This window comes from Sporocytophaga myxococcoides DSM 11118 (assembly GCF_000426725.1).
Classification (GTDB): Bacteria; Bacteroidota; Bacteroidia; order Cytophagales; family Cytophagaceae; genus Sporocytophaga; species Sporocytophaga myxococcoides.
In genome coordinates this window covers 115,270-127,770 of the sequence record NZ_KE384560.1, presented here as the reverse complement: position 1 = coordinate 127,770, position 12,501 = coordinate 115,270, and the positions used below count along the sequence as shown (strand labels likewise).

At 36.0% G+C, this 12,501-nt stretch carries 10 protein-coding genes and 3 tRNA genes; 8 read left to right on the top strand and 5 right to left on the bottom strand.

Translation table 11 applies throughout. The features are described from left to right. The first annotated feature begins 32 nt into the window (after positions 1-32). The 3 genes from K350_RS0118830 (at position 33) to K350_RS0118815 (ending at position 2,611) form a co-directional block, all read left to right on the top strand. Entirely contained in the window at positions 33-578 is a 546-nt protein-coding gene (locus K350_RS0118830; RefSeq protein ID WP_051313341.1) for a C40 family peptidase, read from the top strand. Between the two features lie 46 nt (positions 579-624). After that, a tRNA-Ala gene (locus tag K350_RS0118825) sits at positions 625-698 on the top strand. Between the two features lie 473 nt (positions 699-1,171). Then, the gene (locus K350_RS0118815) at positions 1,172-2,611 is read left to right on the top strand and encodes a hypothetical protein (protein WP_028981214.1); all 1,440 of its coding nucleotides are present in this window, start codon (positions 1,172-1,174) and stop codon (positions 2,609-2,611) included. A gap of 6 nt (positions 2,612-2,617) precedes the next feature. Here the strand turns inward: K350_RS0118815 and K350_RS0118810 are convergent, their stop codons facing one another. The 4 genes from K350_RS0118810 to K350_RS0118795 form a co-directional block, all read right to left on the bottom strand. Then, positions 2,618-3,031 carry a response regulator gene (locus K350_RS0118810; protein WP_028981213.1) on the bottom strand — a complete coding sequence of 138 codons (414 nt, stop codon included), beginning with the start codon at positions 3,029-3,031 and terminating at the stop codon, positions 2,618-2,620. 80 nt (positions 3,032-3,111) lie between these two features. Next, positions 3,112-4,680 carry an L-piperidine-6-carboxylate dehydrogenase gene (gene amaB / locus K350_RS0118805; RefSeq protein ID WP_051313339.1) on the bottom strand — a complete coding sequence of 523 codons (1,569 nt, stop codon included), beginning with the start codon at positions 4,678-4,680 and terminating at the stop codon, positions 3,112-3,114. A gap of 129 nt (positions 4,681-4,809) precedes the next feature. Then, positions 4,810-6,321 (bottom strand): Do family serine endopeptidase, encoded by a 1,512-nt coding sequence (locus K350_RS0118800; protein WP_028981211.1) that lies wholly within the window; start codon positions 6,319-6,321, stop codon positions 4,810-4,812. Positions 6,322-6,429: 108 nt separating this feature from the next. After that, complete coding sequence (locus tag K350_RS0118795; RefSeq protein WP_028981210.1) at positions 6,430-6,870, bottom strand: Hsp20/alpha crystallin family protein; 441 nt, start codon at positions 6,868-6,870, stop codon at positions 6,430-6,432. A 267-nt stretch (positions 6,871-7,137) separates the two neighbouring features. On the opposite strand from K350_RS0118795, the gene K350_RS0118790 reads away from it, so the two are divergent. The 5 genes from K350_RS0118790 (at position 7,138) to K350_RS0118770 (ending at position 11,821) form a co-directional block, all read left to right on the top strand. Then, positions 7,138-7,211 (top strand) — tRNA-Asn (locus K350_RS0118790). Between the two features lie 110 nt (positions 7,212-7,321). Next, positions 7,322-7,398, top strand: a tRNA-Asn gene (locus K350_RS0118785). A gap of 187 nt (positions 7,399-7,585) precedes the next feature. After that, positions 7,586-10,216: a cation-translocating P-type ATPase gene (locus K350_RS0118780; protein WP_028981209.1), complete on the top strand. Its 2,631-nt coding sequence runs from the start codon at positions 7,586-7,588 to the stop codon at positions 10,214-10,216. A gap of 347 nt (positions 10,217-10,563) precedes the next feature. Then, positions 10,564-11,061: a response regulator gene (locus K350_RS0118775; protein ID WP_028981208.1), complete on the top strand. Its 498-nt coding sequence runs from the start codon at positions 10,564-10,566 to the stop codon at positions 11,059-11,061. 7 nt (positions 11,062-11,068) lie between these two features. Then, the gene (locus tag K350_RS0118770) at positions 11,069-11,821 is read left to right on the top strand and encodes a response regulator (protein WP_028981207.1); all 753 of its coding nucleotides are present in this window, start codon (positions 11,069-11,071) and stop codon (positions 11,819-11,821) included. Positions 11,822-11,833: 12 nt separating this feature from the next. Here the strand turns inward: K350_RS0118770 and K350_RS0118765 are convergent, their stop codons facing one another. Continuing rightward, entirely contained in the window at positions 11,834-12,466 is a 633-nt protein-coding gene (locus K350_RS0118765; protein WP_028981206.1) for a sterol desaturase family protein, read from the bottom strand. Positions 12,467-12,501 lie beyond the last annotated feature (35 nt).

Genomic DNA, 12,501 nt, shown 5'->3' with positions numbered 1-12,501 from the left:
TTTTATTCTATTAAATTTACAAAAACTTTGGTATGCATTTCTTCAAAGTTATCAAAACAGTAGTTAACCCAATCTTATTCTCAACGATTTTTGTTGCTGCGATGGTTTCCTGTAAGTCATCGAAACAAAGTATATCCGCGAAAAATCATCATTCGAATACTAAGATAGTAAAAACCGATAAGGCCAGTGAAGACAAGGCTCATCAGGTAATCACTTCTGCCAGATCATATCTTGGTACCCACTACAAGTATGGAGGAACAACAAAATCAGGCATTGATTGCTCAGGTCTGGTTTGCAATTCCTACAAAACAATTGAGATTACTCTACCCAGGACCTCAACGGCCCAAAGCGAATTTGGAAAAACTGTAAAAATAGGAGAAGTCAAAGAAGGCGATCTTCTATTCTTTAGCGATAATAAAGGTGGAAATAAAATAAACCATGTTGGTCTTGTTACAGAGGTAAAGAGCAACAGTGTCAAATTCATTCATTCAACAACCAAAATGGGGGTTATTGAAGATGACCTATATTCGGATTATTATCATCCGCGGTTTGTGAAAGCGGTCAGGATATTAAACTAAAGATTTCTTGTTTATTCTGCCTTTTTAATATATTTGCAGCGCAAACGGGGGATTAGCTCAGCTGGCTAGAGCGCTTGCATGGCATGCAAGAGGCCACCGGTTCGAATCCGGTATTCTCCACAAAAAGCTCCTGAAGTTCAGGGGCTTTTGTTTTTTACAGCAACCCCAAACCTAACAGTTTCTGCACACTGAATTATTACTATTTTTATAATTGTGCTTTCGAGATTCATGATTTCCGCATAAAAAAAAGTGACATTTTCAGCCAAACTTGAAATTAAAATTTCAGACGTTGTTTACCTTTTTCCATTTTTAAGCGTATAAAAAAATAATATCTAAATTATTGTACGTTAATATTTTTATGAGATTATTTGATAAAAGGCCCATTACACCAATCTTACATAACTCATTTTCACCGTGTTTTCTTACTTTAATTTCCATTATTTCATTTTCTAAAAATTACATTCTTCCTGGAACTTTCCGCTTGAACCTTAAAAATGTAACTTTTAAAGGTTTTTCTCTTTCCAGTCGATGTTTTTTTTAGTAGATTTGACAAGTTTAAGCGTGATAACATCCTTATCCCCCAGGAAAATCAAATGTCAAAGCTCAAGAATATTATAAAACAGCTTTCACCCAAGAATTATAATTCTATTTATGATTCCCTGATTGAAAGTAATGCAGAAAAGTCTGCTTATCTCCTCAAATTTATGAGGGAAAAGCAATTATCTGACACAAAAATTATGGAGGAGTTGGATGTTAATACCAATGCATATTACACTTTACGCTCCAGACTTAATCAGAAAATTGAGGAATACCTGCTTCATCAGATGGAAAGTCCAAGGACTACCCTTTTGAAAAAAGTAGCCACAATTAACGAAATAGTTTTTACCAAAAAGAAGGCGATTGCGCTTGCGACATTAAGAAAACTCGAAAAAGAATTGCTCGATTATGATCTTTCAAATGAGTTGACAATCATTTATAAGACTCTGAAAAAACTTCAGATCAACAGCCCTGATCAATTTAACTATTCTCAGCTTTATAACAGACACGTAGCCTATATGCTAGCTGTTGATAAAGCAGAAGATCTGCTTGCTGAGTATTTTAAGAAACTGGGAGTATACTTCCTCACTTACGACGAGACTGAAAAACTGGGATTGACATTATTGAAAAAAGAGCTGGAGAATGTTTCCAATCTTTATCAGTCGCACCGTCTTTATATTTACATGTCTTGCCTGAACATCTACCACTGGTTATTTGTAGAAAAGAGCATTAATTCGGAAGGTCAGCAAGACCCTATTGAAGATATATTTGATAAGGTTCAAACTATCTTCGATTCTTATTACCTAGATCCGATCTACTATCATTTAAAACTGGTTTTTGAATATCTGAAGCTTGAATACTACACCAATGTTGCGGTATACAGAAAAGCCGAAAAATATTATGAAGAGGTCAATGAGACGGCAGCAATCTTTATTTCTAATTACAACCTGTACACTTTTACTCCCCAGTTTCTTCTGACAAAACTGGAAAGACATATGCGTCTGGAAAATGAGAATTTATTATATGAAGAAAATAAATCCATTTTCGAAGATTTTGATATCGACAAGAACAACGTTCCTCAATATATCATCTATGTACTTTACCGTGCTATATCCTGTTACTATGGAGACAAATATGATGAAGCGGCAAAGTATGTAAATAACATGCTGAATGACCTGAGTCTGAAAAAGTATCCATACACTCAATTGGAGATAAAGCTATTCCTAGCATTACAATATTGCCTGATGAAGGATTATGATTTATTTAATCAGCTTGTAAACAGCATACAACGCCAGGTAAGATTATTGGGCAAAGGAAACTGCGTTCATATCCTTTTATTTACAAAAATATTAAAGACATCATTGAATGATGTAAAGAAGAGCAAGTCAGGAAAAATTCAGGGATATATCCAAAAAATAAAAGCCATCAATCCTCCGTATTTCTCACCATTGAAATATCTGAAGCTGGACGAGGACTTTATAAACAGATTAACTTAAGAGAATCTAAAGTTTTTTTAGATTCTCCTGAGTTAAAGGTTTATTGATGTATTTTAAGACATATTGATTTTTCTTCGCCTTATTCATATCCTGAGGATTCAGAGAGGAAGTTAGCATGATCACCTTGCTGTGAGCCTTAATACTGTCGCTCAATTTTTCGAATTCATCCAGAAATTGAAAACCATCCATCAGAGGCATGTCAATATCCAGAAAAATGATTTCAGGAAGATAAAGATCCAGCGGGCCTTTTGCGAGCTTTTCAATATTTTTCAAAAACTCTATTGCGCTTTTTGCTCCCGAATGTACGAAAATGTGCTCGCAGATATTAGCGGCTTCAATCATCTTCTGATTGATTAGATTATCGATTTCGTTGTCATCAACAAGCATTACAGCGTAATACTTCTTTCCATTGGAAGCCATAAAAAATCTTAACTTTTTTAAATATCTCGCTAAATTAAAAACAAAATGGACACTTCAAAAGAATAATTTTACTCAGGTACCTATAAATCAAACTTGATCCCTTGAGCCAGAGGTAGTTTTGAGCTAAAATTGATTGTATTGGTTTGTCTTCGCATATAAACTTTCCACGCATCTGAACCTGACTCTCTCCCTCCTCCTGTCTCCTTCTCTCCTCCAAATGCTCCGCCAATTTCTGCGCCGGAAGTTCCTATATTCACGTTGGCGATACCACAGTCAGAACCAAAATGTGAAAGAAATGTTTCAGTTTCTCTGATATCATTTGAAAAAATTGAAGAAGACAATCCTTGTTTCACATCATTCTGGATTCTTATCGCCTCAGTCACAGGCCCTGAATACTTAATCAGATATAGTATAGGAGCAAATGTTTCTTCCTGAACAGTTGAAAATTCATTCTTTGCCTCTACCAATGCTGGATATACATAAGTACCAGTATGGTAGTCTTTGCTTTCGATAACAGTTCCACCTGTTACGAGCTTTCCGCCTTCTTTAACGACTTTTTTAAGTGCTGCCAGATAATTCTCAGTTGCAGCCTTGTCAATCAGTGGTCCTACTAAAATACCTTGTTTAAAAGGATTACCAATCGGAAGGTCATTATAAATCTTTTTCAATCTCTTTTTTACAACATCATATACATTTTCATGTACGATTATTCTTCTTGTAGTTGTGCATCTCTGACCACAAGTGCCAACTGCTCCGAAAACAATTGCTCTGATTGCCAGATCAAGATCAGCTTTCTCAGTTACGATGATGGCATTATTCCCTCCAAGTTCCAGTAAAGATTTACCAAGCCTTGCCCCCACCTTTTCTCCAACTTTTTTACCCATTCTTGTAGAACCGGTAGCTGAAATAAGAGGAATCCTTGTATCTTCAGATAGCTTGGATCCTATCTCTGCTCCACCTATGATATAGCTGAATACACCTTCTGGAACCTGATTTTCCTTTAGCACCTGCTTTATGATATTCTGACAAGCTACAGCTGTAAGTGGAGTTTTCTCAGAGGGTTTCCAGATACATACATCTCCACAGACAACAGCCAACATAGCATTCCAGGACCAAACAGCAACTGGAAAATTAAATGCTGATATAATTCCTACCAATCCGAGAGGATGATACTGATCGTACATTCTGTGTTCCGGACGTTCTGAATGCATTGTAAATCCTTGAAGCTGTCTTGATAAGCCAACTGCCAAGTCGCAGATATCAATCATCTCCTGCACTTCTCCCCATCCTTCCTGCATTATTTTACCGGTTTCCCAGGTTACCAATTTGCCAAGTGCATCTTTATGTTCACGAAGCCTGTTTCCTATCTGCCTTACAATGTCACCTCTTTTCGGAGCAGGCCACTTTCTCCATTCTTCAAAAGCTTTTTGTGCGGTTACAATTACATGCTCATAATCTTCATCATTTGCGAAATATACTTTAGAAATTGAGCCTCCATCTACTGGAGAGAATATTTCTTTTATAGTCCTCTTTCCTTTTCCGGCATCAAGTCTTCCTGTACTAAAGGCAGGATTGATATTTTTTAAGCCCAGCTCTGTCAGAATACCTGCAAAGTCTATTTTTTCTGCTCCTTTTAAATTCAGTTTCATTGATGAAGAATTTTCGATTGATCAATATAAATGCTAATCTGTAAAAAATTGTTTTGATTTTAAAGTAAAACAAAAAAAGAAAGGCGTCTATTCGACGCCTTTCAAATTATTTAATGATAATCCCAACTCTTACCAGGCAACTGCGTAATAAGCTTTTTGTCCATTCGGGTAGACACCGCCCACCAGCGTGCCTTCAGATTTATTGCTATCAAGATAGTGCATCAGATCTTCAGCATTTTTTACCTTTTGCTTATCTAATGAAGTAATGATAAAGCCCTCTTTAATTCCTGCATCTTTAAATTTACCAGGAAGCAGCTTTGTAACTTTTGCTCCACCATCAATACCCAACTTTTTCATTTCTTCTTTTGAAAGATCGATCAAGCTCGCTCCAACTGTTTTTGTTGAAGCTGTGACATCTTCTTTCTTCACAAGCTGAGTGTTTCCTTTGGTATTCATAAGTACTGCATCAACTTCTTGTTCTTTTCCATCACGCACATACTTCACTTTAATTTTATCTCCCGGACGGAACCTTGCAACATTCTCCTGCAATGAAGCTGAAGAGTTAACAGGAACCTGATTTACATGAGTAATAACATCTCCTTCTTTTAAACCAGCTTTATCAGCTGCGCTTGACTGATTTACAGAGGCGACATAAACTCCGGTAACGTCTTTAAGTCCCTTTTCTTTTGCAAGAGTTGAGTTGATCTCCATGATACTAACTCCAAGTAATGCTCTTTGAACAGTACCATATTCAGCCAGATCTTTTATAACTTTCTTTACCAAGGCAACAGGCACTGCAAAAGAATAACCAGCATAAGAACCAGTTGGAGAAGCAATGGCAGTATTAATACCTATTAGCTCACCTCTAAGGTTAACTAGGGCACCTCCACTATTTCCTGGATTTACAACAGCATCTGTCTGAATAAAAGACTCTATTGCAAGATTGTCTTTGCTCTTCAGAATATTGATGTTTCTTGCTTTTGCACTTACGATACCAGCTGTAACTGTTGAAGTAAGATTAAACGGGTTACCAACAGCTAATACCCATTCTCCGATTTTTACATTATCTGAATTACCGTAAGTCACAGTAGGAAGATCATTCTCTTCGATTTTCACAAGAGCCAAATCCGTTGAAGGGTCTGTACCTAGAAGCTTTCCTGTGAAGCTTCTTTTGTCATTAAGAACAACTTCTATTTTATCTGCATTTTCAACCACGTGGTTGTTGGTAATGATATATCCATCCGCAGAAATGATAACACCAGAGCCTGATGCTTCCTGAGGTCCACTGTTTTGATAGTTTCCTTCAGGCATTGAAAATCCTTCTCCGAAGAAATCCTTCAACATCTGATCCATTGGTCCTCCCGGGTAGACTTTCTGCTGTCCCTGACTTTTTGGTTCATAAGAAGTTTTGATGTGGACTACTGCAGGTCTTGCAGCATCAGCAGCATGAATAAAATTAAGTCCTTCCGGCACTACAACAGAAGCTGTATCTGCAGAATAATTGGAAAGGACAACAGGTGGCCTGTTTTGTACAGAATAAATATACTTTTCTCCAACCAGGTATTTGTACCCGAAAATGGAAACGGCCCCACCAAGCAAAGACGTGACGAGAGCCAGAAGAACAATGTGTTTTGCTTTCATACTTACTTTTAGAAAATTGAGAGTTGTTTCTCGTTAACGAAAAAATGCAACAAGTATTTTAATTAAAAAAATCCGGAGTTTTAAAATTTCTCCGGATTCTGGAACAAATTATTTCACCTCAATCACTGATTTCTTTTCAACTTTTGCAGCCTTTGGAATTGTAATGAATAAAATTCCATCTTTAAACTCGGCCTGAATACTCTCATGAGAAATTTCATCTGGCAATACAAATGATCTGTGGAATTGCCCATAGGCAGTGCCTAAAGCGTGTACTTTTTTCCCCTGCTCTTTAAATTCAGCTTTTCTCTCCCCGCTTACCGTTAGTCTTTTATCATGAAAATCAACTTTGATATCTTCTTTTTTAAGTCCTGGTAATGCCAGCTGAATCTGAAATTCTTTCTCCGCTTCTAGTATATCAGCTTTAGGTGAGAAATACTTTGCCTGATTACTCTGTATAGCCGATGCCTCATTGAAAAAGCTATCGATAAAATCTGAAAATGATTTTGGAGTGAAATCTTTTTCTCTGTTTTCTTTTACTAATAGTGTCATATTATTTTCCATTTTTGATTTAAATGACATTAAGAAAAAAATATGCCACTCAATTTTCTCACAAGACACAATGCCAATTTGTCCTGTTTGTTCATTTTTCACAAATTCACATAAGACAAAATGACACCTATGCCTATTTTCATAGTTTTTCCCATATTATATCACGCATATAATTAAGCAGTTAAAAAAAATTTAAAAAAATATTTCGAGAGCTATTGCATAATTAAATTCAATCGGCTAATATTGCACTCCGTTAGCGAATAACATTCCTCCTTAGCTCAGCTGGTTAGAGCATCTGACTGTTAATCAGAGGGTCGCTGGTTCAAGTCCAGCAGGGGGAGCAAAAGGCCTTCAGAATTTCTGAAGGCTTTTTTATTGCTTAATTGCTTTACAACTTATTTTGGGTGTTTCGATAAGTTTTCTCGAATAGTTACCCGCTAACGAATGACATTCCTCCTTAGCTCAGCTGGTTAGAGCATCTGACTGTTAATCAGAGGGTCGCTGGTTCAAGTCCAGCAGGGGGAGCCAAAAGCCTTCAGAAATATCTGAAGGCTTTTTTATTTTTTTATCTCTTCTAATAGCATTTCCCATATCTCCGAAGCTTCTCCTGAAAAAAAAGTGTTACACTTAATATTTTCAATAACCTATCCAATTTATAAGGGTTAACTCTTTCCGATGCTTCCATAATAGGATCAGCTAAATGATAGGAAATTCTATGACATTTAAAGAATCAAAAGAAGAAGTAGTGGAACGGTTGAAAACCAATTCTCTTAATGGTTTAACTCAACAAGAAGCTAAAAATAGATTACATCTGAATGGATACAATGAATTTGAAGAACAGAAGAAAGAAACGCTTCTCCAGAAATCTTTTCACCATTTGACCGAAATCACTTCAATCATTTTGATGATAGCTGCTGCCATTGCAGGATACGTAGCTGTAACTCAAGGCAGCGGTTGGGCTAAAGTATTTGTGATTCTTTCTATAGTTATTATAAATGTAGTCGTAGCAGTATATCAAGAGAGTAAATCAGAGGCAGCTCTAGAGGCTCTTAAACGACTTAATACAAATACTACAACTGTCATAAGAGATGGAAAGAAGTCCAGAATTAAAGCAAATGAGCTCGTATCAGGTGATATTGCAGAATTTAACAGTGGAGATATTATCACAGCTGATTGTCAGCTTTTGGAGACGAATTCTCTTCAAGTTGACGAAGCATCTTTGACTGGAGAATCTGAGCCTGTTCTTAAAAATGAAAATTTCCGTTCTCAGGATAATTCCCCCATTGGTGATCGATTTGATTGGGTGTTCTCTGGAACTCTTGTAACGAATGGTAGAGGAAGGGCTGTAGTAGTCAAAACTGCAATGAATACTGAAATGGGTAATATTGCTAAGCTATTGAATGAGACAGAGAAATTGAAAACTCCTCTTCAAATCAAGCTAGCACAGTTATCTAAAAGATTATCTTTAATTGCCTTATTAGCAGCTATAGCAGTATTCTTAATTGGCATTTTCATCCACAACCATTCTACTCCGGATATGCTATTAATCGGTATCTCTTTAGGTGTGGCTGCAGTACCAGAGACCCTTCCGATTATTGTTACTATGATTCTTTCTCGCGGGGTCTTCAACATGGTGAAGAAGAATACCATCATCAGAAAAATTCCTGCGATTGAAACCATTGGAAATACTTCTGTTATTTGTTCTGACAAAACCGGGACTTTGACACAAAACAAAATGAAAATTCAACAGATTTGGATTGAATCAGGTGAACCTACCTATTCCACTGAAGAATTTTCAGAAGAAGAAATGAAGACGTTAGTGTTACTGACAGTCTGCTCGAATGCTACCATAGAAGTAGATGAAGAACAAAACGAGAAAGTAGTAGGTGACCCGACGGAGTTAGCCATTATCAGATTATTACATAAAAAAGGTTTAACAAGAGTAGAAGCTGAACGGGAATTTCCCAGAGTTGAAGAATTACCATTCGATTCAAAAAGAAAACTAATGACGACTCTGCATCTTCTGGAAAATGGTAATCACCTGGTAGTAACAAAAGGAGCATTTGACAGGATCCCGGTGAATTGGAAAACTGAAGAGCAAAGAATTAAAGCCCTGGCAATCCATGATGAATTCGCTTCAAAAGCTTTGAGAGTTATTGCTATTGCTACGAAAAAATTATCCGCTTATCCAGAAGTAATTAACGAAGAAACCTTGGAGACTAATTTAGAATTTCTCGGATTAATCGGAATGATTGACCCACCGAGGGAAGAATCCAAAGAAGCAGTAAAACAAGCAAAAGACGCGGGAATTAAGACGGTCATGATTACAGGTGATCATAAGCTCACGGCTCAGGCAATCGCCAAAGAAATCGGAATCTTAGAAGATGAAAAATCTGAATTAGTAGTCACTGGTCTGGAACTATCTAAGATGAGTGATGATGAACTGAAAGAGAAAATCAAAAATATATCAGTTTATGCTCGTGTATCTCCTCAGGATAAAATTCGAATCGTACAGGCGTGGCAATCAAAAGGAGAAGTTGTAGCAATGACTGGAGATGGAGTGAATGATGCCCCGGCTCTGAAAGCTGCAGATGTTGGAGTGGCAATGGGTATAACAGGAACAGAGGTTTCTAAAAATGCTTCTGATATGATTATTACAGACGACAATTTTGCTACCATTGTCAGCGCAATCAAAGAAGGACGTACTTCTTTCGACAATATCAGGAAAACAATTTATTTCCTGTTGTCTGTAAATTTTGCTCAAATCTTTATAATGCTGGCTGGAGTCACATTAGGTTGGGGTGCACCACTAACGGCTGTCCAAATCCTGATGGTTAATGTAATAGCAGATGGTATACCAGGATTCTTCCTTTCATTTGAAAAATCAGAAAGAGGGGTCATGAAAAGACTTCCTTTGAGAAAAGATTCCGGTGTTTTCGCTGATGGATTGGGATTCAAAATTTTCCAACGTTCTTTAAATTTTGTAATTATTGTCCTACTAGGATTCTTCTTAGGTGCAAATGCTCCTGAAATCGGGTCCAGAGAATTAGGAGTCTCTATGGCTTTTATTGTCATGTCTATATCTTCCGCTTTAAATATCTTCAATATCAGAAGCAAAGATTCTATTCTGGTAACTGGTTTACTTGAAAACAAAAAATTGTTTCTGGGAACATTAACATCGGTCTTTCTTACTGTTTTAATAATGTTCGTTCCGATATTAAGACAAACATTTGAAGTAATTCCTTTGAATAGATTTCAATGGTTCATTGTAACAATTCTCGGAATCAGCCCCATCCTGGTAAATGAAATCCAAAAATTTATAGAGTCCAGATATAAAATCGGATAGAATTTCAAAAATAATACACGGTGTTACTATTTTGCACTTAATCAATTTTATATGATTGAATGGGGTGGCCGAAATACAATTAAAGTCTTTTGACTGCATACCTTTCATTCAATAAAGTTATTTCAATAAGAATTTTTAAAAAAATTCAATCAAACCATTGGTAGTCTGTTTTTTGCACTTTTCTATTTTTCATTAGTGCCTACTAAATTTCCAAATCTTATTAATTTTCAGCATGTTTTAATATATTTACCTTAAGAGGAATCACTCCGAGGCAGAGTCTTTTTAATAATTTTTTAAGAATCATTTAGCAACAGCTTGCGTATAGGACTTTAAATTTAAGCTTTAGAATGGAGGAGATAAAAATCAATATAACTTTAGTTGAGGACAACGAACTATATGCTTTATTCCTTGAACATAAGATAAAAGACCTATTAAATTGTAATTTTAAAATATACAATAACTCAGAAGAACTCATTAATAATCTGGAGTTTGAAAAAAACACCGATATTTTTATTCTTGACTATAACCTTCCGGGATTAAAAGGTTTGGATACGTTGAGAATTTTGAGAGACCGATTACCTGATGCAGAAATAATAATTCTTTCAAATCAATCGGACATTCAGGTTGCAATAGATCTGATAAAATCGGGTGCATTTGACTATGTTATTAAAAACAATGATTCGGTAGAGCGTATTTTAAATGCTATCAGCAAAGCTCAGGAATTTCGTTTCCTGCGTTCAGAAAATATTACCCTAAAACTTAAAATCAATAAGTATAAAAGTATAAGCACAATTGTCGCGATAATTTTTATTATCTTTTTTTCAATAATACTTTTCCTGAGATAAAAAATCTATGAGCATTTCAAATGAATATCTTTTTCAGGAACAGCCCATCTCCATTTTATTTACAGAGGATAATGAGTTGAATCAATTCCTTATTTCCAAATTACTATCGAGTTTTAAGGATAAAGTTGAATTTGCCGAATCAGGATATGATGCCATAGAAAAAATCCGGAAGAACCATTACGATATCGTTTTCATGGATATTAACCTTCCAAAACTTAATGGTATCAAAGCCACCCAAATGCTCCGAAATGACTATAACCTTTCCGGAAATCAGTTACCGATCATTGCAATGACAGCTGTTGAAAACAGCAATATACAGGCGTTTCTGGATGCCGGCATGAATGGATATATCAATAAGCCATTTGAAGTAGCAGAATTGAAGGAAATTCTTGCAAAACACCTTGGAAATGATTCTAAAGCTATCACAACCAATCATCCAGTTATTGCTTCCTTTACATTTGGGAACATTACCAACAAAGATGTTTTGGCCAAAATGATTTCCCTATTCAAAAAACATAAGAAAGAGTTTTTTGAACAAGTGACATTTTACATGGGCCAATCTAATTTTGAAGCAGTTTCCAATACTGCACATAAAATGAAATCAACTGCAGATGTAATCGGAATACCGGAGCTTAAAGATGCTTTACACAAGCTGGAAAACTATGCAAAAGAGCAGGACAGAGAGCAAATGGAAAAAGCCTATAAAAAAGCTCAAGAGCTTTTCATTGTTTCGGAAAAAGCTCTTGAGCAGTTCAATTAATTCAATCTCCAATTATTTCTTTTTGGGAGGCATAGTACCAAATACATAATCCCACAGTGGTGAAGACACACCAAACACAGTAGAATTATCCTTATAGTGATGTATTGCATGGTTCACCCAAAGTTCTTTAAAGATATTCTTTGGAGGAGCATAAGCATGTACTATATAATGAACAAATAAGTAAGAGGCATATCCCATAAGCAGCCCCGGCAAAAACCCGAACACCTTGGTATTCATTAAAGAATAGAAAATTACAAAGAAAATGACTGCAAGCGTGATGCTCAATAATGGAGGCATGGCAAGCCTGTCTTTATCTTTTGGAAATTCATGATGCACCCCATGCATATTATACTGGATCTTTTTCTTGAAATTGCTTGTAGGCTCCATGTGGAATACAAAACGATGGACAAGATATTCAATCAGAGTAAAAAACAGAAATCCACCTAGAAACAACAGTGGAATCAGATACCCGGGCAGGGTAGTATATTTGAACGCGTAAAATAATAGAATGCCTGATATCAAAACAAAAATCGAAATCGGTATTGATATATGTGTTCTGCTCAGTCTTTCTAATATTGGATTGTCGAATAATTGCTTAGTACCACTATTCTTCGGCTTATTTGTAGTAAATCCTTTATCTTCCATATCTCTTACTTATTTACTAGAAACAAATTGATTCT

Coding starts and splice junctions, on each gene's coding strand:
- K350_RS0118815 (WP_028981214.1), top strand. CDS start 1,172: ATGTCAAAGCTCAAGAATATTATAAAACAGCTTTCACCCAAGAATTAT.
- K350_RS0118765 (WP_028981206.1), bottom strand. CDS start 12,466: ATGGAAGATAAAGGATTTACTACAAATAAGCCGAAGAATAGTGGTACT.
- K350_RS0118780 (WP_028981209.1), top strand. CDS start 7,586: ATGACATTTAAAGAATCAAAAGAAGAAGTAGTGGAACGGTTGAAAACC.
- K350_RS0118775 (WP_028981208.1), top strand. CDS start 10,564: ATGGAGGAGATAAAAATCAATATAACTTTAGTTGAGGACAACGAACTA.
- K350_RS0118810 (WP_028981213.1), bottom strand. CDS start 3,031: ATGGCTTCCAATGGAAAGAAGTATTACGCTGTAATGCTTGTTGATGAC.
- K350_RS0118795 (WP_028981210.1), bottom strand. CDS start 6,870: ATGACACTATTAGTAAAAGAAAACAGAGAAAAAGATTTCACTCCAAAA.
- K350_RS0118830 (WP_051313341.1), top strand. CDS start 33: ATGCATTTCTTCAAAGTTATCAAAACAGTAGTTAACCCAATCTTATTC.
- K350_RS0118770 (WP_028981207.1), top strand. CDS start 11,069: ATGAGCATTTCAAATGAATATCTTTTTCAGGAACAGCCCATCTCCATT.
- K350_RS0118800 (WP_028981211.1), bottom strand. CDS start 6,321: ATGAAAGCAAAACACATTGTTCTTCTGGCTCTCGTCACGTCTTTGCTT.
- amaB (WP_051313339.1), bottom strand. CDS start 4,680: ATGAAACTGAATTTAAAAGGAGCAGAAAAAATAGACTTTGCAGGTATT.